The following is a 22055-nucleotide window of genomic DNA, read 5'->3' as shown; positions in this document are numbered from 1 at the left end:
CCGTCACCCTCCGGCAGGCATCCATGCTGATCGAGTAGGCCGCGGAGCGGGCGTATCGAGATCCGCCGTCATGCAGACGGTGGGTCTCGGTACGCCCTTCGGGCTACTCGACCGGCGGAGGACCTGCGGTCTCCGCGCTAGGGCAGCATGGGCCTCGATGAGTGCTGCTGTTCATGCTGATCGAGTAGGCCGCGAAGCGGGCGTATCGAGATCCGCCGTGGTGCAGACGTGGACGCGTCAGCGGAGGCTGATGCCCTCGGTGGCCGGGGCGGCGCTGTAGACGCTGCTGATGGTCGCGGCGAAGTCGTCGAGGATGACGTTCCGCTTGATGCTCATCTTCGGGGTGAGGTGGCCGCTCGCCTCGGTGAACTCGGTGGGCAGGATCACGAACTTGCGGATCGACTCGGCGCGCGAGACGCGGGCGTTCGCGGCGTCGACGGCGCGCTGCACCTCGGCGAGGACGGCCGGATTCACGGCCGCCTGCTCGAGCGAGAGCTTCGCATCCTGGCCGTTGTTCGCGAGCCAGGTAGGCAGCATCTCGGGGTCGAGGGTCACCAGCGCCGCGATGAACGGGCGCTGGTCGCCGACGACCACGACCTGGCCGACGAGCGGGTTGGCGCGGATCGGGTCCTCGAGCGCGGCCGGCGCGACGTTCTTGCCGCCCGCGGTCACGATGATCTCCTTCTTGCGCCCGGTGACGCGGAGGTAGCCCTCCTCGTCGAGCGAGCCGAGGTCGCCGGTCTTGAACCACTCGCCGTCGAAGGCCTCGGCCGTCGCCTTCTCGTCGTTCCAGTAGCCGCCGAAGACGTCGATGCCGCGCACCTGGATCTCGCCGTCGGCGGCGATCCTGATGGAGCAGCCGGGCATCGCCGGGCCGACCGATCCGATCTTGAACCGCTCCGTCCGGTTGACCGTCGCGGGCGCCGTCGTCTCGGTGAGCCCGTAGCCCTCGAGGATCTTGATGCCGAGGCTGTGGAAGAAGTGGCCCAGCCGGTCGCCGAGGGGCGCGGACCCCGACACGGCGAAGCGGACGTTGCCGCCCATCGCCGTGCGCAGCTTCGAGTAGACGAGCCGATCGAACAGCAGGAACTGCAGCTTCAGCGCGAGCGGCACCGAGCCGGCCTCGACGGCGATCGAGTGGGCGACGGCGACGTCGGCCGCGCGCCGGAAGATCTTGCCCTTGCCGCCGGCCTCGGCCTTCTGCTCCGCCGAGTTGTACACCTTCTCGAACACGCGCGGCACGGCCAGCAGGAACGTCGGCTTGAACGAGCCGAGCGAGGGGAGCAGCTGCTTCGTGTCGGCCTGGTGGCCGACCTTGACCCCGCCGTGCACGCAGAGGATCGCGATGAAGCGGGCGAACACGTGCGCGGTCGTGATGAAGAGGAGCGTCGAGGCGCCCGGCTGGTGGATCAGCTCCGTGAGCGCGACCGCGGAGTTGCGGCTGAGCTCGACGAAGTTGGAGTGCCGGATGATGCAGCCCTTGGGTCGGCCGGTCGAGCCCGAGGTGTAGATGATCGTCGCGATGTCGGCGCCGGTGGCGATCGAGCGGCGGCGCTCGATCTCCGCGTCCGGCACGTCGACCCCGCGCGCGGCCAGCTTGTCGAGGTCGCCCAGGCCGATCTGCCAGGCGAGCCGGACGTCCGGGAGATCCGGGCGGACCTCGTCGAAGCGGGCGAAGTGGTCCGCCGTTTCGACGATGACGGCCCGCGCTCCGGAGTCGAAGAGGTTCCACTGGACCTGGGCGGGGGAGGAGGTCTCGTAGACCGGCACGAGCACGCCGCCGGCGAACCAGACGGCGAAGTCGATCAGCGTCCACTCGTAGCGGGTCTTGCAGATCAGGCCGACCTTGTCACCGGGCTCGATGCCCGCCGCGACGAGGCCCTTCGCGAGCGCGGTGACCTGGTCGAGGAACTCGCGGGCGGTGACGTCGCGCCAGCCGCCGGCCTCGGGGAGGGCGAAGAGCGCCCGGTCGGGCGTCTCCCGCACACGGTCGAGCAGCAGCGCCGTCGTGTTGGCCTGCGGATCCGGCGCGACCACGAGGGGGGAATCGAACTGCTCCACGGCAACTCCTTCGGTACCTGAATGATTGTCGGATCCAGCCTACCTGCGCTTCCCGACTGTGTATCCACTCAGGATAACGATCCGCACGTCGGTTCTCAGCGGGTCACTACACTCGATGTGGCCGCCGCTCCAGGGCGGACCCGCGGCGCAGCGGCGCCGGAGGCTAGCGGAAGGCGGTTCGCGTGCACGCGATCGGTATCGACATCGGCGGCACGAAGATCGCGGGAGCGCTGGTCGACGAGTTCGGCGGCATCGTCCGCGAGGACCGCCAGCCGACGCCCGCCGGTCACCCCGAGCTCATCGTCGACGTCGTCGTGGAGATGGTGGCGCGCCTACGCGAGGGCCTCCCCGCGGGCGACGTCTCCGCCGTCGGCGTCGCCGCGGCCGGCTTCATCGACGCCTCGCAGTCGATCGTCTACTACGCCCCCAACATCAACTGGCGCAACGAGCCCTTCCGCGAGAAGCTCTCGGCGCGGATCGACCTGCCGATCATCATCGAGAACGATGCCAACGCGGCCGGCTGGGCCGAGTTCCGCTACGGCGCCGGCCGACTGGTGAGCGACATGCTGATGCTCACGATCGGCACCGGCGTCGGCGGCGCGATCGTCATCAACGACCGGCTCCTGCGCGGCGGCTTCGGCGCGGCCGCCGAGATCGGCCACATGCGGGTCGTCCCCGGCGGGCTGCCCTGCGGCTGCGGTGCGCGCGGCTGCATCGAGCAGTACGGCTCCGGCCGCGCACTGCAGCGCTTCGCCGCCGAGCTCGCCGACGCCGGCGGGATCGGCCAGGGCATCGCCGACGCGCGTGCGAGGAACGGCGGCGAGCTCGACGGCGGCGTGATCGCCGAGCTGATCAGCGCGGGCGACCTGGGCGCCCTCGCGGCTCTCCGCCAGCTCGGCCACTGGCTCGGCGAGGCGGCGGCGAGCCTCAGCGCGGTCCTCGACCCGCAGATGTTCGTGATCGGCGGGGGAGTGGCGCAGGCCGGCGACCTCCTGCTCGACCCGATCCGCCAGGCCTACCTCGACAACCTGCCCGCCCGGGGGTACCACCCCGAGCCCGAGTTCCGCATCGCGGAGCTCGTCAACGACGCGGGGGTCGTCGGCGCCGCCGACCTCGCCCGCCTGCACGCGAGCTCGCTGTGACCCCGGTCGCGGACCGCTGAGGAGCGCCCCTTGTTCTACTGGTTCATGAAGCACATCGTCGCGGGGCCCCTGCTCAAGACGATCTTCCGGCCCTGGGTGGTCGGCGCCGACCGCGTCCCTGCCACCGGCGGCGTCATCCTGGCGAGCAACCACCTCTCCTTCATCGACTCGGTGTTCCTCCCGCTGGTGATCGAGCGCAACATGGTCTTCCTCGCCAAGAGCGACTACTTCACCGGCAAGGGCCTGAAGGGCTGGGCGACGAAGCTCTTCTTCACCGCCACCGGCATGCTGCCGATCGACCGCTCCGGCGGCAAGGCGTCCGAGGCGTCGCTGAACACGGGGCTCCGCGTCCTCGCCGGCGGTGAGGCGCTCGGCATCTATCCCGAGGGGACCCGCAGCCCCGACGGGCGGATGTACCGCGGCCGCACCGGCGTCGCGCGGATGGTCCTCGAGGCGCGGGTGCCCGTCGTCCCGGTGGCGATGATCGACACCGCACGGATCATGCCGATCGGCAGCCGACTCCCGAAGCTCGGGCGGATCGGCATCGTCTTCGGCGAGCCGCTGGACTTCAGCCGCTTCGAGGGCATGGAGGGCGACCGCTTCATCCTCCGCTCGATCACCGACGAGATCATGTACGAGCTGCTGGCATTGAGCGGCCAGGAGTATCTCGACGTCTATGCGACCTCGGTCAAGGAGAAGCGCGCGGCCCTGCTGCGCTGAACCTCACGACTCGGCGCACCTCCGCTGAGCGTCCTGCCGAGCCGATAAGCTCGTCAACCGTCGCCGTCCGACCGGGCGGCGATCACTGCGCGCGCCGCGCGCCCGTCAGAACCAGGAACCCTCGTGGTCATCGATCCGAACGAACCGTACGTCCTCGCCGCCCCCTCCGTGGTCGCCGGCCTGGACTATTGGCGTGAGCTCGAGGTCAAGCAGCAGCCGAACTGGCCGGACGCCGCCGCGGTCGCCGCCGCGTCCGCCGAGGTCGCCGCGCTGCCGCCGCTCGTCTTCGCGGGCGAGGTCGACCAGCTGCGCGAGCGCCTGGGCGCCGCGGCCCGCGGCGAGGCCTTCCTGCTGCAGGGCGGCGACTGCGCCGAGACCTTCGCCGGAGCGACGGCCGACCAGATCCGCAACCGGGTGAAGACCGTGCTGCAGATGGCCGTCGTGCTCACCTACGGCGCGAGCATGCCCGTCATCAAGATGGGCCGCATGGCGGGCCAGTTCGCCAAGCCTCGCTCGAGCGACCTCGAGACCCGCGGCGACGTGACGCTGCCCGCCTACCGCGGCGACATCGTCAACGGCTACGACTTCACTCCGGAGTCGCGGACCGCCGACCCGCGCCGCATCGTGCAGGGCTACCACACGGCCGCCTCGACGCTGAACCTCATCCGCGCCTTCACCCAGGGCGGCTTCGCCGACCTGCGGCTCGTGCACTACTGGAACAAGGGCTTCACCGAGAACCCGCAGAACCAGCGCTACGAGCAGCTCGCCCGCGAGATCGACCGCGCGGTGAAGTTCATGGTGGCCTGCGGCGCGGACTTCGAGGGCATGAAGCGCACCGAGTTCTACACCGGCCACGAGGGCCTGCTGATGGACTACGAGCGCCCGATGACGCGGATCGATTCGCGCACCGGCACGCCGTACAACACCTCCAGCCACTTCATCTGGATCGGCGAGCGCACCCGCGAGCTCGACGGCGCGCACGTCGACTTCCTCTCGCGCGTCCGCAACCCGATCGGCGTGAAGCTCGGCCCGTCGACGACGCCCGAGACGATGCTCGAGCTGATCGACAAGCTCGACCCGGACCGCGAGCCCGGTCGCCTCACCTTCATCACGCGGATGGGTGCCGGCAGGATCCGCGACGCCCTGCCGCCGCTGCTGGAGGCGGTCAAGGCGAGCGACGCTCTGCCGCTGTGGGTCACCGACCCGATGCACGGCAACGGCCTGACGACGCCCACCGGCTACAAGACCCGTCGCTTCGACGACGTGGTCGACGAGGTCAAGGGCTTCTTCGAGGCGCACCGCGCCGCGGGCACGCACCCGGGCGGCATCCACGTCGAGCTCACCGGCGACGACGTCACCGAGTGCCTCGGCGGCTCGGAGCACATCGACGAGGCGACCCTCGCGACGCGCTACGAGTCGGTCTGCGACCCGCGCCTCAACCACATGCAGTCCCTCGAGCTGGCCTTCCTCGTCGCCGAGGAGCTGCGCGAGCGCTGAGCCGGCCGCTGCCCGCCGGCGGGCCCTCGCTGCTGATCGAGGAGCCCGCTGGGCGGGCTCGTCATGCTGATCGAGCAGCCCGCTGGGCGGGCCCGTCATGCTGATCGAGGAGCCCGCTGAGCGGGCGTCCACATGCTGAGCGAGTAGCCCGCGGAGCGGGCGTATCGAGATCCACCGCGGTCAGGTTGGTTGGTCTCGATACGCCCCTGCGGGGCTGCTCGACCAGCATGCATTCGCGGCATGCCGACTCGGCATGCCGATACGGCGTACCGACCCGGCCGCAGTGCTCCGCGGTCAGATCGTGATCGTGATCGAGAGCTGGATCGTGGTGCCGCGCTGCACGAGGGCGCCCTCCTTGTCGGACTGGTTGGTCACCTTCGTCACCTCGTCCGGCACCTGGTCGATCAGCGGGGTCGTCAGGCCGTAGCTCCACTTCAGGTCGACGGCGCTGAGCGCGGCCTTCGCCTGGTCGCGCGTCATCCCGACGACGTTCGGGACGGCGACGGGCTGCGGGCCCTTGGAGACGACGACGGAGACCGTGTCGCCGGTGGTCGCGGGCGCCTCCGGGTTGATCTGGGTGAGGACGACGCCGGCGGCGACCGTGTCGCTCCAGTCCTCGCGCTCGCGGTCGAGGGCGAGCCCGGCGTCCTGCGCCGCGGCGGTCGCCTCGTCGACAGTCAGCCCGACGACGTTGGGGATCGCCCCGAGGCTGACCGTCATCGCGATCGTGCTCGTCTCGGACATCGTCGTGGGCAGCTCGCCGCCGTCGGGCAGCGCCGCCGAGACGACGACGCCCGCGGGGACGTCGGCGTCGAAGATCCGCGTCACGTCGCCCACGGTGAACGGCGCGGCCTGGATCGCGGCCGTCGCCTCCTCCTCGGAGACACCGGCCAGTGCGGGCACCTCGATCTGCCGCGGGCCGCTGGAGACGACCAGCGTCACGACCTCGCCCTTGTGCAGCCCCTGACCGCTGGGCGGGTCGGTGCTGAGCACCGTGCCGGCGGGCACGGTCAGGTCGTTCGCCTGCTGTGGCGAGACCTCGAAGCCCTGGCTCACCAGCGCGGCCGTCGCCTCGTCCTGCGAGCGGCTCACCACGTCCGGCACGTTCACGATCGCGCCCGGGCCCTCGCCGTACCACCACGCGGTCCCGCCGCCGATGAGGGCGAGCAGCAGCACGATCACCGTGAGCAGCACGCCTCGGCGACGCCGCGTGCGGCGCTTCGTCGCGAGCCGCGCGACCGCGTCGTCGTCGTCGCTCTGCTCGAGCTCCGCCGGCGAGCCCTCGATCACCGAGGTGTGCCCGGTCACCGCCTCGTCGAACAGCAGCGCGGTCGCGGGCTCCGCCACCGGAAGGGGGGTGACGGCCTGGGTGTCCGCGCCGCGGCGGTCGGTCGGAGTGATGCCCATCAGACGCTCGGCCTCGAGCAGCTGCGCCAGCATCACGCCGGCGTCCCGCGGGCGCATGTCCGGGTCGCGCTCCGTCGCCCAGAGCACCAGCTCGTCGAGCGAGGTCGGCACCGAGGGCACCTTCGCGCTGGGGTAGGGGACCGAGTCGTTCGCGTGCTGGTAGGCGATCTGCATCGGCTGCTCGCCCGTGAAGGGCTGCTCGCCGGTGAGCATCTCGTAGATCATGATGCCGATGGCGTAGATGTCGCTGCGGGTGTCGGCGGTGCCGCGGGTGACCAGCTCGGGGGAGAGGTACGCGATCGTGCCGAGCAGCGCCTGACCCGACGCGGTGTTCGCGCTCGCCGCCCGGGCGAGGCCGAAGTCGCCGATCTTGATCCGGCCGTCGTCGGCGAGCAGCACGTTCTCGGGCTTGAGGTCGCGGTGCAGGATCCCGGCCCGGTGCGCGGCCGCGAGGCCGGACAGCACCGAGTGCATGATGTCGACGACCTGCTGAGCCGTCAGCCGCCCGCGCTCCTTGAGCAGGTCGCGCAGGGTGATCCCGGGGAGGTACTCCATCACCAGGTAGGCCATGTCGGAGTCCTGGCCCTGGTCGAAGACGCTGACCACGTTCGGGTGGGCCAGGCGGGCGGCGGAGCGCGCCTCCTGGACGAAGCGGTTCTTGAACGTCGCGTCGTCGGAGAGGTGCCCGTGCATCACCTTGATGGCGACCCGGCGCTCGAGGCGCTGGTCGTGCGCCAGGTAGACGGTGGCCATGCCGCCCCGCGCGATGCGGGAGCGCACCTCGTACCGGCCGTCGACGAGACGGCCGAGGAGAGGGTCGAGCTGGCTGGTGGTCACGCGACGAGTCTAGGCAAGACCCTCCGGACAACCGGCGTGCAACGCGGAGGCGGCTCGTGGCACTCTTGACGGGTGACCGACTCGTCCGCTGCCTCCGCCTCCCCGTCCGCTCCCGAGATCGAGTGGCTGACCGTCCCCGACCTGGTCGAGGTCACCGGTCTCGGCGTCAGCCGAGTGCGCCGGCTTCTGGAGGAGCGCCACCTGCTCGGCACCCGCCGCGACGGCAAGCTCGTCGTCCCCTCCGTCTTCCTCCGCGACGGCGAGCCGCTCAGCGAGATCCGCGGCACGGCGATCCTGCTGTCGGACCAGGGCTTCTCGGACGACGAGGCGATCGACTGGCTGCTCTCGGACGAGGACAGCCTCGGCACCAGCCCGGTGCAGGCGCTGCTCGCCGGCCGCAAGGCCGAGGTGCGCCGGGTCGCCCAGGCGCTCGCCTGAGCCGAGCCGGCGCGCAGCCGGCTCGGCACTGAGCCGGTCCGGGCCGAGCCGCCCTAGGCCGTCCGCGCGGTGACCCGGTCGGCGAGCTCGCGGAGCTCCGCGACGCCCTCCTCGCGCAGCGGCGCGTCCGGCAGCACGGCCAGCGCGGCCTCGACGTCGCGGGCGATGCGCTCCTCGAGCCGGTCGAGCGCCCCGGAGCCCGCCACGATCTCCTGAGCGCGGGCGATGTCGTCGGCGCTCGCATCCGCACGGCCCACCACGGCGTCGAGCTCGTCGCGCTCGCCGGCCGAGGCGGCCGCGCGGGCGAGGCCGAGCAGCACGGTCCGCTTGCCCTCGCGGAGGTCGTCGCCGGCGGGCTTCCCGGTCACGGCCGGATCGCCGAACACGCCCAGCACGTCGTCGCGCAGCTGGAAGGCGATGCCGAGCGGCAGGCCGAAGCGGCGCAGGGCGTCGATCTGGGCGTCGTCGCCGCCGCCGAGCGAGCCGCCGATGGTCAGCGGCGCCTCGATGCTGTACTTCGCGCTCTTGAAGACGACGACACGCTCCGAGCGCTCGAGGTGCTCGTGCTCGGGGTGCCGCACCCAGGCGCTCTCCTCGAGGATGTCGAGGTACTGGCCCAGGGTCACCTCCGTGCGCATCAGGTTGAACTCGGCTCTGGCCCGCGCCGCGGCGGTGCGGTCCTCGAGCGCCCACTCGGCGTCCGCGAAGATCTCGTCGGACCAGACCAGCAGCAGATCGCCGAGGAGGATCGCGGAGGAGCGGCCGAACTCGTCCGCGTCGCCCGACCAGCCGCCGCCCGCGTGCAGCGACGCGAAGCGGCGGTGCGCCGAGGGGGCGCCCCGGCGGGTGTCGGAGTTGTCGATCACGTCGTCGTGGACCAGGGCCGCGGCGTGGAACAGCTCCAGGCTCGCGCCGACCCGGGCGATCGGATCCGAGGCGCTCCGGTGCGCGTCGCTCGGGACCGCGGAGACCGCCGTCCAGCCCGCCTCGCAGAAGCGCGCCCGGAAGCGCTTGCCCCCGCTGAGAAAGTCCCGCGAAAGGTCGCCGAGGGCGGAGACGTCCTCTCCGATGGAGCGCAGAATTGGCGTGCGCCCGGTGAGGAATTCATCGATTCGGAACTGGACGCGATCGACCAGACGAGTGCTGTGGTTCACCCGACCAGCCTATGCACCGATGGCGCCTGGCGCCTCGGCGGGCCGCGGTCTACACTGAAGCGCCACCAGCCCGGTCGAGCAGACCGCCCGCCCACCCTCGGTGCCGTCCCCGCCGGGTCGACGCCACACCCTGAAGGGGTCCCGATGCCGCTTTCGGAACACGAGCAACGGCTCCTCGACGAGATGGAGCGCAATCTCTATCAGAACGACGCCGACTTCGTCGCGGCGGTCAGCAAGGGCCGGGGCGGCACCAACTACCGCGCGCTCGTGCTCGGCATCCTCCTCGCCATCGTCGGCCTGGGAGTCCTCGTCGCCGGCGTGATCGTCCGTCAGCCCCTCGTGGGCGTCGCCGGCTTCGCGCTGATGCTGGCCGGCGTGGTCGTCGCGATGCGCCCCGCGCCCGGCGGCTCCACCACCTCCGGAATCCCCGAGGCGGGCCGGCCCTCGAAGCCGCGCTCCGCGAGCGGACGCCAGGGGTCCAACTTCATGGACCGTCTGAACGACCGGTGGGACAACCGCGGCGACGGCCGCTCCTAGCGCTCCACGGCGCGGGTCCTCCACCCCGCACCACCCACAGGGTCGATCCTCACGGATCGGCCCTTTTTTCGTGCCCGGACGCTCCCCGGGAGTGCGATTCCCCTCCACTGCGCTCCACCGCTGCGGATCCGCGGAACGACGCGGATCGACGGGGTGACTGCGGCGCGCCGCGGCGGATCGGAGGGTTGTGGGTGGGGGGAAGTGGAGTACTGTGGGGCCCACACCAACCTTGGCCGGAGAGAAGTGGGGGCAGTCCGTTGTTCCTCGGCACTCATTCCCCCAAGCTCGACGAGAAGGGCCGCGTCATCCTTCCCGCCAAGTTCCGCGACGAGCTCTCCTCCGGAGTCGTCGTCACGCGCGGCCAGGAGCGGTGCCTCTACGTCTTCAGCCAGCGCGAGTTCGAGGCGATGCACGAGAAGATCCGCCAGGCGCCGGTCACCAGCAAGCAGGCCCGCGACTTCCTCCGCGTCTTCCTCTCCGGCGCCAGCGCCGAGACGCCGGACAAGCAGAACCGCATCACCCTCCCGGCGCCGCTGCGCGCCTACGCCGGTCTCGACCGCGACCTCACCGTCATCGGTGCGGGCAATCGCGCCGAGATCTGGGCCCAGGACGCCTGGGACAGCTACCTCACCGAGCAGGAGTCCGTGTTCTCCGACACCGAGGAGGAGGTGATCCCCGGACTGTTCTAGCTCCTGCCGCGCGACTCCCAGCCACTCGGCGCCCGGACGCACCTTCCCCGGTGTCCGGTCGTGAGCTGGATGGGGATCGGACGGCAGGAACAGGACGGCGGGACCGCCATGGCAGAGAGCACCGAGAGCACCCCTGCGCACCGCGCGGACGTGAGCGCGGACGACGCGACCAGCGCCGACGCAGCCCGCCCCGGCGTGCGCCCGACCGAGGAGCGGCACCTCCCAGTGCTCCTCGAGCGCTGCGTCGAGCTGCTCGCTCCGGCGCTCGAGCGCGACGGCGCCGTGCTCGTCGACGCGACGCTCGGCATGGGCGGCCACTCGCTCGCGCTGCTGGAGCGCTTCCCGCGCCTCCACCTCGTCGGCCTCGACCGCGACCGGGAGGCCCTCGAGCTGGCGGGTGCCCGGCTCGCCGCGCACTCCGCGCGGATCGACCTCGTGCACGCCGTCTACGACGAGCTGCCCGACGTCCTCGACGAGCTCGGCATCGACACGATCGACGGCGCCCTCTTCGACCTCGGTGTCTCCTCGCTGCAGCTCGACGAGACCGAGCGCGGCTTCTCCTACTCCAAGGACGCCCCGCTGGACATGCGGATGGACGCGTCGGCGCCGCTCACCGCGGCGAGCATCCTCGCGGACTACGACGAGATCGCGCTCCGGCGGATCTTCCACGAGTACGGCGAGGAGCGGCTCGCGGCGCGCTACGCCAAGAAGATCGTCGAGGCCCGCGCATCGGCGCCGATCGTGCGCTCCGGCCGGCTCGTCGAGATCATCCAGGCGGCGACCCCGGTCGCGATCCAGCGCAACGGGCACCCGGCCAAGCGCGTCTTCCAGGCGCTGCGCATCGAGGTCAACCAGGAGCTCTCCGTGCTCGAGCGGGCGATCCCCGCTGCACTCGGCCGCATCGCCGTCGGCGGGCGCCTCGTCGTCGAGGCGTACCAGTCGCTCGAGGACCGCATCGTCAAGCGCGCCCTGCAGGCCGCCTCCTCCTCCACGGCGCCGGTCGGCCTGCCGATGGAGCTGCCCGAGCACCGACCCGAGTTCCGGCTCGTCATCCGCGGCGCAGAGCTCGCCTCGGACGACGAGAAGGCCGCCAACCCCCGAGCGACACCCGTGCGACTACGCGCGGCCGAGAGGATCAGGAGCACCGCATGAGCGCGACCGCCGTCATCGACCCCGTCATCGACCGCAGCACCGCACGACCGGCGCAGCCCGCCGAGCCGGCCCAGCGACCCCGCATCGAGGCGGTCCCCACTCCGGCGCGCCAGGCCCGGCCGAAGCTCGTCTACGGGATCGTCGCCGTCGCGGGGCTCTTCGCGATCATCGTGATCCAGCTCCTGGTCAGCGTCGGCCTCTCCGAGGGCGCGTACCAGATCGCGACGCTGCAGGGCGAGCAGAAGACGCTGACCCGCGGCAACGCCGAGAAGCAGGACGCGGTCGACACCCTCAGCTCGCCGCAGAACCTCGCGACCGCCGCGCAGGGCCTGGGCATGGTCGCGAACACCGCGCCCGTTTACCTCCGCCTCTCCGACGGCGCGGTGCTGGGCGATCCCGCCACCGCCGCCGCGAGCGAGGTCGGCACCGCCGCGACCGCCTCCGCCGTGCCGAACGCGCTGATCGCACCGCCGGCCGCCGCGGCCGCACCCGGCTCCACCACGGCGGTCGCACCGCTGCAGGGCGAGCTGCCCGCCCCGATCACGCACTGACTCCGCCCAGCACGCACCGAGCCGCTCCGACCACGCACCGAAGGGCCCCTAGCGCCGTGAGACACCACCGTTCGAGCAGGCGACGCACCGCCGTCACCTTCCTCGTCATCGCCGCCGTCGTCGGACTGTTCATCGGCAAGCTGGTCGACATCCAGGTCGTCCGCGCCAACGAGCTGACCGACGAGGCGGCGCAGAACCAGTCGAACAGCGTCATCACCTACGGCACCCGCGGCTCGATCGTCGACCGCTCCGGCACGGTGCTCGCCGACGCCACGACCCGGTACCGGCTGACGACCTCGCCGAAGAACGTCGCGGAGTTCCTGCGCGAGATGCCCGACGGCCAGGAGGTGATGGTCAGCGTCGAGCAGGCCGCCTCCGAGATCGGCGCCATCACCGGGCAGACGGTCCCGCAGATCGTCACGGCCGTGAGCGACGCGGTCGCGAAGGACCCGAAGGCGAACTACCTGATCCTCTCCGAGGGCCTCGACCTCGAGGCGTACCAGAAGCTCGTCGCCCTCGACATCCCGTGGACCTACTTCGAGACGCAGCAGGGCCGGACCTACCCGAACGGCGCGGTCGCCGGCAACCTGGTCGGCTACGTGGGCGGCGACGGCGCCGCCCAGGAGGGCATGGAGTACGCCGAGAACGCGTGCCTCGCCGGGGCCAACGGCTCCGAGAGCTACGAGCGCAGCGCCGACTACGTCCGCATCCCCGGCAGCACCGTGGCGGAGACCCCCGCGGTCGACGGCGGGACGCTCGAGCTGACCATCGACGCCGACCTGCAGTACTACTCGCAGCAGGTGCTCGCCCAGCGGGTCGCCGAGGTCGGCGGCAGCTACGGCATCGTCGTGGTGCAGGAGGTCAAGACCGGCAAGCTCCTGACCGTCGCCGAGACCCCGACCGTCGACCCGAACAACGTCTCGGCGAGCGCTCCGGCCGACCGCGGCTCGCGCGCCTTCCAGAGCCCGTTCGAGCCCGGCTCGACCTTCAAGCCGATGACGGCGGCGATGCTGATCGACCAGGGCCTCGCGAGCCCGACGAGCCAGGTCGTCGTCCCCGACACCTTCGAGAAGGACGGCGCCTCCTTCAGCGACGACTTCGCGCACACGCCCACGAACTACACGCTGACCGGGATCCTCAAGGACTCCTCGAACGTCGGCATCGCGATGATGGGCTCCAAGCTCTCCGCCTCGCAGCGCTACGACTACCTCAAGAAGTTCGGCCTCGGCGCCTCGACCGCCGTCGACTTCCCCGGCGAGACCGGCGGCCTCCTCGCCGATTCCGAGGACTGGGACAACCAGACCAACTACACGACGATGTTCGGGCAGGGCGTCTCGGCGACCGCGGTCCAGGTCGCGAGCATCTACCAGACCCTCGGCAACGGCGGGGTGCGCCTGCCCGCGCAGCTGGTCGAGGGCTGCACCACGCCCGACGGCTCCGTGATCGACGTGCCCGACAGCACCGGGACCCCGGTGGTCTCCGCCGGTGCCGCGAAGGACGTCGTGGACATGCTGCAGACCCACTACAACGAGGGCTGGCTGGCGAACGACATCCACGTCGACGGCTACAACATCGCCACCAAGACCGGCACGGCGCAGCAGCCGGACGGCAACGGCGGCTACTCGAAGAGCTACACCGTCTCGCTGGCCGGCCTCGCGCCCGCGGAGGACCCGGAGTACGTCGTGACGGTCACCATCGCCGATCCGGTTAAGATGAACACGTCCCAGGCGACGGCCCCCGTGTTCCAGCAGGTCATGACCCAGGTGCTCAAGACCAACCGGGTGGAGCCGTCCACGGTCCCGCCGGTCGAGTACCCCACCACGTGGTGACCGCCCTCCCCCGGACACGACCCAGCAGACCAGAACCAGCACGAGCACCAGCACGAGAGAAAGAGCGGGCATTGCACGACACTCGCCCGCAGTCCTCCCTCCGGCCCGAGCACCCGGCGCCCCGCGCGCTCGCGCAGCTCGTCGCCGAGTTCTCGCTCGGGCCCGTCCGCGGGATCGACGGCGTCGAGGTCAGCGGGGTCACCCTCGACTCGCGCTGCGTCCAGCCGGGCGACCTCTACGTCGGCGTCGCCGGCCGGGCCGCGCACGGCGCCGCCTTCGCGACCGGTGCCGCCGCCGCGGGAGCGGTCGCGGTGCTGACCGATACCGAGGGCGCCGAGCTGGCCGCCGGCAGCGGCCTCCCCGTGCTGGTCACGCCCGACCCCCGTGCCGCCCTCGGCGACGTCGCGGCCTGGATCCACCGCACCCGCGAGGACGCGCCGACGCTGTTCGGCGTGACCGGAACCAACGGCAAGACGAGCGTGGTCTACCTGCTCGACGCGCTGCTGCGCCGCCTCGGCGTCGTCTCCGGTCTCAGCTCGACCGCCGAGCGCCGCATCGGCGACGTGGCCGTCGTCAGCTCGCTGACCACTCCGGAGGCGAGCGAGCTGCACGCGCTGCTCGCCCGGATGCGCGAGTCGGCGGTGCGCGCAGTCTCCATCGAGGTCTCCGCGCAGGCGCTCACCCGCCACCGCATCGACGGCCTCGTCTTCGACGTGGTCGGCTTCACCAACCTGACGCACGACCACCTCGACGACTACACCGACATGGCGCACTACTTCGAGGCGAAGGCCGACCTGTTCGGTCCGGACCGCGCGCGCCGCGGCGTGGTGACCGTCGACAGCAGCTGGGGCCGCGAGCTCGTCGAGCGCAGCCGCATCCCCGTGACGACGCTCGCCAGCTCGCCCGTCGTCGGAGTCGCTCCGAGCACGCCGGCCGACTGGTCGATGACCGTCGTCGAGAGCACCGCCGACGGCACGACCTTCCGCCTCGAGGGGCCCGAGAACCGCTCGGTCGTCGTGAGCATCCCGCTGATCGGCTGGTACATGGCGGCCAACGCGGCGCTCGCGATCGTCATGCTCGTCGAGTCGGGCTTCGACCTCGAGGCCATCGCGCACGCTCTGGGCGAGGGCGCGCTCGACGTCTACATCCCCGGGCGCGCCGAGCGCGTCTCCGGGGACCGCGGTCCGCGCGTCTACGTCGACTACGGGCACACCCCGGACGCGTTCTCGAACGCGCTCGAGGCGCTGCGGGCGCTGACGCCCGGCCGGCTGATCATGGTCTTCGGCGCCGACGGCGACCGCGACACCACGAAGCGCGCCGACATGGGGCGCATCGCCGCCGAGCTGTCGGACGTCGTGATCGTGACCGACTTCCACCCGCGCTGGGAGGACCCGGCGGCGATCCGCGCCGTCCTCGTCGGCGCGGCGACCGAGGCCGCGCCCGGCCGGGAGATCCACGAGATCCCCGACCCGCGGGCCGCCGTGCGGGCGGCCGTCGCCCTCGCGGACGAGGGCGATGCGATCCTCTACGCCGGACCCGGCCACGAGGACTATCAGGAGATTGCAGGAGTGCACATGCCGTATTCGGCCAGAGACGACGTCCGGCAGGCCCTGCGCGAGGCGGGCTGGCTCTAGATGATCGCCCTGACCCTCACCGAGATCGCCGCGGCCGTCTCCGGCCGGCTGCACCTCGCCGGCTCCTCCGCGAACGCGAGCACCGTCGTCGACGGCGCGACCGAGACCGATTCGCGCGAGATCGCGCCCGGCGGGATCTTCGTCGCCAAGCGCGGCGAGCACACCGACGGCCACCTCTTCGCTCCCGTCGCCGTCGCGCGCGGCGCCGCCCTGCTGATCGTCGAGCGGCCGCTCGACCTCGACGTGCCGCAGGTGCTCGTCGACGACTCCGTCGAGGCGCTGGGCGCCCTGGCGACCGAGGTCGTCCGCCGCGTGCGCGCGCTCGGGAATCTCACCGTCCTCGCGGTCACCGGCTCCAACGGCAAGACGACCACCAAGAACCTCCTCCGCACGATCCTCGAGCGCGAGGGCGAGACCGTCGCCCCGCAGGGCTCGTTCAACAACGAGGTCGGCGCGCCGATCACGATGCTGAAGGTGTCGCCCTCGACGCGCTTCCTGGTGGCCGAGATGGGCGCCAGCGCGGTCGGCGAGATCCGCCGCCTCGTCCGGATGGCGAAGCCCGACGTCGGGATCGTCCTCGCGGTGGGCCTCGCTCACGCCGGCGAGTTCGGCGGCATCGAGCGCACCCTCGAGGCGAAGACCGAGATGGTCGCCGACCTGACGGCCGACGACGTCGCGGTGCTCAACGCCGACGACGGCCGCGTCGCCTCGATGCAGGCGAAGACCGCCGCCCGGGTGCTGTGGTTCGGCCACGGCGAGCAGGCCGACGTCCGCGCCGTCGACATCGAGCCGACGGCCGAGGGCACGCGCTTCACCATCGAGATCAGCGCGGGGGAGGGTCGCGAGGCCGCCCGCGCCGAGCTCTTCCTCCGCGTCCTCGGCGAGCACCACGTGATGAACGCGCTGGCGGCCACCGCGGCCGCGCTCTCCGTCGGCGTCCCGCTCGATGCGATCGTCGACGCGCTCGGCACCGTCACGCTCGCCGAGCGCTGGCGCATGCAGGTGCTCGGCGGAGCCGACGTCACGGTCGTCAACGACGCGTACAACGCCAGCCCCGACTCCACCGCCGCCGCCCTGCGGACCCTCGCCCAGATCGCGAAGCCGGAGGGGCGCACCGTCGCGGTCCTCGGCGAGATGAGCGAGCTGGGGGAGTGGGCCGACGAGGAGCACGACCGCGTGGGCCTGCTCGCCGTCCGGCTCAACATCGCGCAGATCGTGGTGGTCGGCGCGAAGGCGCGACGGATCCACGTCGCCGCCGAGCGCGAGGGCTCCTGGAGCGGCGAGTCCGTCTTCGTCGAGACCGCCGACGAGGCCTACGACCTGCTCGACGGCTATCTTCGGAGCGGCGACACCGTCCTGGTGAAGTCGTCCAACTCCGCCGGGCTGCGATTCCTGGGCGACCGACTGGGAGAGCGCCACCGATGAGAGCACTCCTTCTGGCCGGAGCCTTCTCCGGCGCCTTCACGCTGCTGCTGACGCCCCTGTTCATCCGGCTGTTCCACCGCCTGCAGTGGGGCCAGTTCATCCGCGAGGACGGACCGAAGTCGCACCACGTCAAGCACGGCACGGCGACGATGGGCGGCATCGTCATCATCATCGCCACCGTGGCGGGCTACTTCCTCGGCTCGCTCTTCGGCAACCGGGCGCTCGCGCCGTCGGCGCTGCTGGTGCTCTTCATGATGGTCGGGCTCGGCTTCGTCGGCTTCATCGACGACTTCCTGAAGACCCGCAACCAGCGCAGCCTCGGGCTCGGCGGCTGGGCGAAGATCGCCGGGCAGATCATCGTCGCGGCGGCCTTCGCGGTCATCGCGATCATGGTCCGCGACTCCAACGGACTGACGCCGGCCTCGACGTCGATCTCGTTCATCCGCGACCTGCCGTTCGACTTCGCGACGCTCGGCTGGATCGGCATCGGGCTGTTCGTGCTCTGGATCTGCGTGATCGTGACCAGCACGTCCAACGGCGTCAACGTCGCGGACGGCCTCGACGGCCTCGCGACCGGCTCCTCGATCCTCGCGATCGGCTCCTACGTCATCATCGGCTTCTGGCAGTCCAACCAGTGGTGCTTCGATGCGCAGCTCAACCCCGAGGTGGCCGACAAGTGCTACCAGGTGAGCGATCCGTTCGACCTCGCGATCATCGCCGCGGCGATCTCCGGCGCGCTCGTGGGCTTCCTCTGGTGGAACACCTCGCCCGCTCAGATCTTCATGGGCGACACCGGCTCGCTGGGCCTCGGCGGCGCGCTCGCGGCCCTCGCGATCCTCACCCGCACCGAGCTGCTCGTCATCCTGATCGGCGGCCTGTTCGTCATCGTCACCGGCTCGGTGATCGTGCAGCGGATCTACTTCAAGCTCACCCGGGGCAAGCGCATCTTCCTGATGAGCCCGCTCCATCACCACTTCGAGCTCAAGGGCTGGGCGGAGATCACGGTGGTGGTCCGCTTCTGGATCATCGCCGGCATCTTCGTCGCGGCCGGTGTCGGGCTCTTCTACCTCGAATGGCTCTCCCTGGCATGACCGATCCCGCCTCGTCCGCCCGCCCCGAGTCGCTGACCAGCTGGCACGCGGACTGGCGCGGTCTCCGCGTCGCCGTGCTCGGCCTCGGCGTCACCGGCTTCTCCGTCGCCGACACGCTGACCGAGCTGGGCGCCGAGGTGCTCGTCCTGGCCGACCGCGCCGACCAGGAGCGCGAGCGCCTGCTCGAGGTGATCGGAGCGCGCCTGCACCGCGCCGACCGGCTCGACCGCGTTCCGGAGGAGCTGGCGTCGTTCGCCCCCGAGCTCGTCGTCGTCTCGCCCGGCTTCGCGCCGACGCATCCGATCGTCGAGTGGGCGGGGGAGTCGGGCATCACGCTCTGGGGCGACGTCGAGCTCGCCTGGCGCGTGCGCGACAAGGTCGTCCGCGCCGACGGCAGCCCGGCCGATTGGGTGCTGGTCACCGGCACGAACGGCAAGACGACGACCGTGCAGCTCACCGCGACGATGCTCGTCGCCGGCGGACTGCGGGCCGCCCCCTGCGGCAACATCGGCATCCCGGTGCTCGACGCGGTCCGCGACCCGCAGGGATTCGACGTGCTGGTCGTCGAGCTGTCGAGCTACCAGCTGCACTACCTCGGCCGGATCGAGCCGCTCGCGAGCACCTGCCTGAACATCGCCGACGACCATCTCGACTGGCACGGCACCTTCGAGGCCTACCGCGCCGCGAAGGCGAAGGTCTACGCGAACACCCGGGTCGCCTGCGTCTACAACCGCGCCGACGCCGCCACCGAGCAGATGGTGGTCGACGCCGAGGTGATCGAGGGCGCGCGCGCCATCGGCTTCGGCCTCGGGGTCCCCGGGCCGAGCGACTTCGGCGTCGTCGACGGCATCCTCTGCGACCGCGCCTTCCTCGAGGACCGCGCGACGAGCGCGATCGAGATCACGACCGTCGACGAGCTCGCCGCCCGAGGCCTCGCCGCCCCGCACATCGTGCAGAACGTGCTGGCGGCCGCGGCGCTCTCGCGGGCCTGCGGCATCGAGCCCGCAGCCGTCCGCCGCGCCCTCGCGACCTTCGAGCTCGACGCGCACCGCATCCAGGTGGTCGCGGAGAGCTCCGGCGTGGTCTGGGTGAACGACTCCAAGGCCACCAACCCGCACGCCGCCGACGCCTCGCTCCGGGCCTACCCGTCCGTCGTCTGGCTCGTCGGCGGGCTGCTGAAGGGCGTCGACATCGACGCTCTCGTGGGCGCCCACGTCGGCCGCCTGCGCGGCGCGGTGGTCATCGGCGCGGACCGCGCGGAGGTCCTCGAGGCATTCCGGCGACACGCGCCCGCCCTCCCCGTGACCGAGGTGGTCCCGGATGACACTGGGGCGGTGATGCAGGCGGCCGTCGAGGCCGCCGCGGTGCTCGCCCGCACGGGCGACGTCGTCCTGCTCGCACCCGCCGCGGCGTCGATGGACCAGTTCCGCGACTACGCGGAGCGGGGCCGCTTCTTCGCGGCCGCCGTGGCGACGTATCTGGGAGGGGGAGCCGATGACCGCTCCGACGACGAACCGCAGCCCGGGCCGCTCGCGCACTGACCGCTCGCGCGCCGAGGCGACCGAGGGCGAGCAGCACAAGGAGCGCGGCGGACTGCGCACCGCGCGGATCGTGCTCGCCCGCGTCCTCGCCTCGGGGTCGCCGAACTTCTTCCTGCTCTTCGGCACGACGCTCTTCCTCGTGCTCTTCGGGCTGACGATGGTGCTCTCCTCCTCGTCGGTCACCTCCTACGTCCGGAGCGACGACTCCTTCGGCGGCTTCTTCCGCCAGGGCGGCTTCGCCCTGCTCGGCGTGCCGCTGATGCTCGTGGTGTCGCGCGTGCCGATCCGGTTCTGGAAGAAGGCCACACCCCTCCTGCTCGGGGCCGGCTGCGTCCTGCAGCTGCTCGTGCTGTTCTCGCCGCTGGGCTGGGAGGTCGGCGGCAACCGCAACTGGCTGCGGATCGGCGGCTTCACGATGCAGCCGTCCGAGATCATCAAGCTCGCGCTCGCGCTCTGGCTCGGCCTGCTGCTCGCCCGCCGCTATCGCGGCCCCAAGGACTGGAAGGACGCGCTGATGCCCGTCCTGATCGTCGCGGGCGGCTCGATCGGCCTCGTCCTCGGCGGCGGCGACCTCGGCACCGTCCTGATCCTCGCCGGGATCGTGCTGGCCGCGCTCTTCTACGCGAACGTGCAGATGAAGGTGCTGATCCCGATCGTGCTCGTCGGCGCGGTCGGCGCCGTGCTCTTCGCCGTCTCGAGCGAGAACCGGCTGACCCGGATCATGTCCTTCCTCGGCGACTGCTCGGGCTCGGAGCAGTACGAGACCTCCTGCTGGCAGCCCGTGCACGGCACCTGGGCGATGGCCTCCGGCGGCATCTTCGGCGTCGGCCTCGGCAACTCCAAGGCCAAGTGGTCCTGGCTGCCAGCGGCCGACAACGACTACATCTTCGCCATCATCGGCGAGGAGCTCGGCCTGATCGGGGCGATCGTGGTCCTCGCGCTCTTCGTCGTCCTCGCGATCGCGTTCTTCCGCATCATCCACGCGTCCACCGACCCGTTCGTCCGCATCACCACGGGCGCGGTCATGGTCTGGCTGATCGGCCAGGCGTTCGTCAACATCGGGGTGGTGCTCGGGGTGCTCCCGGTGCTCGGAGTGCCGCTGCCGCTGATCTCCTCCGGAGGCACCGCCCTGCTCAGCTCGCTCCTCGCCATCGGCGTCGTGCTCTCCTTCGCGCGCCACCAGACCTCGCCGAGCGACGGCGCCGCCGCGCGCGCCGCCAAGAAGGCCGCCGCCCGATGACTCGCTTCCTGCTCGCCGGCGGCGGCACCGCCGGCCACGTCAATCCGCTGCTCGCCACGGCCGACGAGATCCGGGCGCGCCACCCGGAGGACGAGGTCCTCGTCCTCGGCACCGCCGAGGGGCTCGAGGCCCGCCTCGTCCCGCTGCGCGGCTACGAGCTGTCGGTGATCCCGCGCCTGCCGTTCCCGCGCCGCCCGAACGGCGCCGCCCTGCGCTTCCCCTCCGCCTTCCGCGCGACGATCGACGGCATCGTCCGCACCCTCCGCGAGCGCCGGATCGATGCGGTCGTCGGCTTCGGGGGCTACGCGGCCGCGCCCGCCTACCTCGCCGCCCGGCGCGCCGGGATCCCGTTCGTGGTGCACGAGGCCAACGCCCGGCCGGGTCTCGCCAACAGGCTCGGCGCCCGCTTCACTCCGTACGTCGGCGTCGCCTTCGAGGGGACGCCACTGCGGAACGCGCAGGTCGTCGGCATGCCGCTGCGACGCGAGATCGCGCAGCTGGACCGCGCGGCCGTGCGCGACGAGGCGATGGCCGCCTTCGGTCTCGATCCCGCGCGCCGCACCCTTCTCGTCACCGGCGGCTCGCTCGGCGCCCGGCGGATCAACGCGACCGTGCACGCGAGTGCCGCCGCGCTCGTCGCGACCGGGTTCCAGGTGCTGCACATCACCGGCGACCGCGCCGAGATCACCGACCCCGGCGTCCCCGGCTACCACCTCCTCGCTTACTGCGACCGGATGGACCTCGCCCTCGCGGCGGCGGACGTCGCCGTCTCCCGCGCGGGGGCGGCCACCGTGAGCGAGCTCAGCGCGCTCGGCCTGCCGGCGGTGTACGTGCCCTACCCGGTCGGGAACGGCGAGCAGCGCTTCAACGCGCGCGGTGTCGTCGACGCGGGCGGCGCGCTCCTCGTCGAGGACGCGGCGTTCACCCCGGCGTGGGTCTCGAGCGACCTGGTGCCGCTCCTGCACGACGCTCCGCGCCTCGCCGAGATAGGTCGCCGTGCCGCGTCCGTCGGCGTGCGCGACGGCTCCGGCCGGCTGGTCGACCTCATCGGGTCCGGTCTCCGTCCGCACTGATCGCTCCGCGGTTAAACTGATCCCTTCGCCCGGCCTG

Annotated in this window: 18 protein-coding genes; 15 read left to right on the top strand and 3 right to left on the bottom strand. The window is 71.7% G+C overall.

Annotated elements, in window-relative coordinates; all coding sequences use genetic code 11:
- Nucleotides 1–237 precede the first annotated feature (237 nt).
- A complete protein-coding gene (locus EDF35_RS13200; protein ID WP_123732987.1) occupies nt 238–2061 on the bottom strand; it encodes an AMP-dependent synthetase/ligase in 1824 nt (607 codons plus the stop codon).
- A gap of 182 nt (nt 2062–2243) precedes the next feature.
- Between EDF35_RS13200 and EDF35_RS13195 the strand changes: the two genes are divergently transcribed.
- The 3 genes from EDF35_RS13195 (at nt 2244) to EDF35_RS13185 (ending at nt 5420) form a co-directional block, all read left to right on the top strand.
- The gene (locus EDF35_RS13195; RefSeq protein WP_123446125.1) at nt 2244–3203 is read left to right on the top strand and encodes an ROK family glucokinase; all 960 of its coding nucleotides are present in this window, start codon (nt 2244–2246) and stop codon (nt 3201–3203) included.
- Between the two features lie 30 nt (nt 3204–3233).
- Nucleotides 3234–3923, top strand: a complete 690-nt coding sequence (locus tag EDF35_RS13190; RefSeq protein WP_123446126.1) for a lysophospholipid acyltransferase family protein — start codon at nt 3234–3236, stop codon at nt 3921–3923.
- A gap of 168 nt (nt 3924–4091) precedes the next feature.
- Nucleotides 4092–5420, top strand: coding sequence for a 3-deoxy-7-phosphoheptulonate synthase class II (locus EDF35_RS13185; RefSeq protein ID WP_123446548.1), 1329 nt, complete (start codon nt 4092–4094; stop codon nt 5418–5420).
- Between the two features lie 294 nt (nt 5421–5714).
- On the opposite strand, the gene pknB is transcribed toward EDF35_RS13185, so the two are convergent.
- Entirely contained in the window at nt 5715–7664 is a 1950-nt protein-coding gene (pknB, locus tag EDF35_RS13180) for a Stk1 family PASTA domain-containing Ser/Thr kinase (RefSeq protein WP_133962614.1), read from the bottom strand.
- 72 nt (nt 7665–7736) lie between these two features.
- On the opposite strand from pknB, the gene EDF35_RS13175 reads away from it, so the two are divergent.
- Nucleotides 7737–8102 carry an Rv2175c family DNA-binding protein gene (locus EDF35_RS13175; RefSeq protein ID WP_243839955.1) on the top strand — a complete coding sequence of 122 codons (366 nt, stop codon included), beginning with the start codon at nt 7737–7739 and terminating at the stop codon, nt 8100–8102.
- Between the two features lie 53 nt (nt 8103–8155).
- Here the strand turns inward: EDF35_RS13175 and EDF35_RS13170 are convergent, their stop codons facing one another.
- A complete protein-coding gene (locus tag EDF35_RS13170; RefSeq protein WP_123446128.1) occupies nt 8156–9256 on the bottom strand; it encodes a polyprenyl synthetase family protein in 1101 nt (366 codons plus the stop codon).
- Between the two features lie 144 nt (nt 9257–9400).
- On the opposite strand from EDF35_RS13170, the gene EDF35_RS13165 reads away from it, so the two are divergent.
- The 11 genes from EDF35_RS13165 (at nt 9401) to EDF35_RS13115 (ending at nt 22018) form a co-directional block, all read left to right on the top strand.
- Nucleotides 9401–9793, top strand: coding sequence for a DUF3040 domain-containing protein (locus EDF35_RS13165; RefSeq protein WP_123704544.1), 393 nt, complete (start codon nt 9401–9403; stop codon nt 9791–9793).
- 257 nt (nt 9794–10050) lie between these two features.
- Nucleotides 10051–10482 carry a division/cell wall cluster transcriptional repressor MraZ gene (gene mraZ, locus EDF35_RS13160; RefSeq protein ID WP_123446130.1) on the top strand — a complete coding sequence of 144 codons (432 nt, stop codon included), beginning with the start codon at nt 10051–10053 and terminating at the stop codon, nt 10480–10482.
- Nucleotides 10483–10590: 108 nt separating this feature from the next.
- Nucleotides 10591–11634, top strand: coding sequence for a 16S rRNA (cytosine(1402)-N(4))-methyltransferase RsmH (gene rsmH / locus EDF35_RS13155; protein ID WP_133962613.1), 1044 nt, complete (start codon nt 10591–10593; stop codon nt 11632–11634).
- Nucleotides 11631–12185, top strand: coding sequence for a hypothetical protein (locus EDF35_RS13150; protein WP_133962612.1), 555 nt, complete (start codon nt 11631–11633; stop codon nt 12183–12185). Before rsmH ends, EDF35_RS13150 begins: the two co-directional genes overlap by 4 nt.
- 56 nt (nt 12186–12241) lie before the next feature.
- Nucleotides 12242–14014, top strand: coding sequence for a penicillin-binding protein 2 (locus tag EDF35_RS13145; protein WP_243839954.1), 1773 nt, complete (start codon nt 12242–12244; stop codon nt 14012–14014).
- A gap of 71 nt (nt 14015–14085) precedes the next feature.
- Complete coding sequence (locus EDF35_RS13140; RefSeq protein ID WP_133962611.1) at nt 14086–15648, top strand: UDP-N-acetylmuramoyl-L-alanyl-D-glutamate--2,6-diaminopimelate ligase; 1563 nt, start codon at nt 14086–14088, stop codon at nt 15646–15648.
- Nucleotides 15649–17073: a UDP-N-acetylmuramoyl-tripeptide--D-alanyl-D-alanine ligase gene (gene murF / locus EDF35_RS13135; RefSeq protein WP_133962610.1), complete on the top strand. Its 1425-nt coding sequence runs from the start codon at nt 15649–15651 to the stop codon at nt 17071–17073.
- Complete coding sequence (gene mraY / locus EDF35_RS13130; RefSeq protein ID WP_123732994.1) at nt 17070–18164, top strand: phospho-N-acetylmuramoyl-pentapeptide-transferase; 1095 nt, start codon at nt 17070–17072, stop codon at nt 18162–18164. Before murF ends, mraY begins: the two co-directional genes overlap by 4 nt.
- Nucleotides 18161–19705 carry a UDP-N-acetylmuramoyl-L-alanine--D-glutamate ligase gene (gene murD / locus EDF35_RS13125; RefSeq protein WP_133962609.1) on the top strand — a complete coding sequence of 515 codons (1545 nt, stop codon included), beginning with the start codon at nt 18161–18163 and terminating at the stop codon, nt 19703–19705. Before mraY ends, murD begins: the two co-directional genes overlap by 4 nt.
- The gene (ftsW, locus tag EDF35_RS13120) at nt 19659–20945 is read left to right on the top strand and encodes a putative lipid II flippase FtsW (protein WP_123732996.1); all 1287 of its coding nucleotides are present in this window, start codon (nt 19659–19661) and stop codon (nt 20943–20945) included. The genes murD and ftsW overlap by 47 nt, the downstream gene beginning before the upstream one ends.
- Entirely contained in the window at nt 20942–22018 is a 1077-nt protein-coding gene (locus EDF35_RS13115; RefSeq protein WP_133962608.1) for a UDP-N-acetylglucosamine--N-acetylmuramyl-(pentapeptide) pyrophosphoryl-undecaprenol N-acetylglucosamine transferase, read from the top strand. Before ftsW ends, EDF35_RS13115 begins: the two co-directional genes overlap by 4 nt.
- Nucleotides 22019–22055 lie beyond the last annotated feature (37 nt).

The sequence above is a fragment of the Rathayibacter sp. PhB151 genome (genome assembly GCF_004366415.1).
GTDB lineage: Bacteria > Actinomycetota > Actinomycetes > Actinomycetales > Microbacteriaceae > Rathayibacter > Rathayibacter festucae.
Note: the sequence above shows the minus strand (reverse complement) of the source record. Positions and strands in the feature narration are given on the sequence as shown.

Excerpts from the sequence above, each read along its gene's own strand:
- EDF35_RS13165 (WP_123704544.1), top strand. The coding sequence starts at position 9,401 with ATGCCGCTTTCGGAACACGAGCAACGGCTCCTCGACGAGATGGAGCGC.
- murF (WP_133962610.1), top strand. The coding sequence starts at position 15,649 with ATGATCGCCCTGACCCTCACCGAGATCGCCGCGGCCGTCTCCGGCCGG.
- ftsW (WP_123732996.1), top strand. The coding sequence starts at position 19,659 with ATGACCGCTCCGACGACGAACCGCAGCCCGGGCCGCTCGCGCACTGAC.
- EDF35_RS13115 (WP_133962608.1), top strand. The coding sequence starts at position 20,942 with ATGACTCGCTTCCTGCTCGCCGGCGGCGGCACCGCCGGCCACGTCAAT.
- rsmH (WP_133962613.1), top strand. The coding sequence starts at position 10,591 with ATGGCAGAGAGCACCGAGAGCACCCCTGCGCACCGCGCGGACGTGAGC.
- mraY (WP_123732994.1), top strand. The coding sequence starts at position 17,070 with ATGAGAGCACTCCTTCTGGCCGGAGCCTTCTCCGGCGCCTTCACGCTG.
- murD (WP_133962609.1), top strand. The coding sequence starts at position 18,161 with ATGACCGATCCCGCCTCGTCCGCCCGCCCCGAGTCGCTGACCAGCTGG.
- EDF35_RS13150 (WP_133962612.1), top strand. The coding sequence starts at position 11,631 with ATGAGCGCGACCGCCGTCATCGACCCCGTCATCGACCGCAGCACCGCA.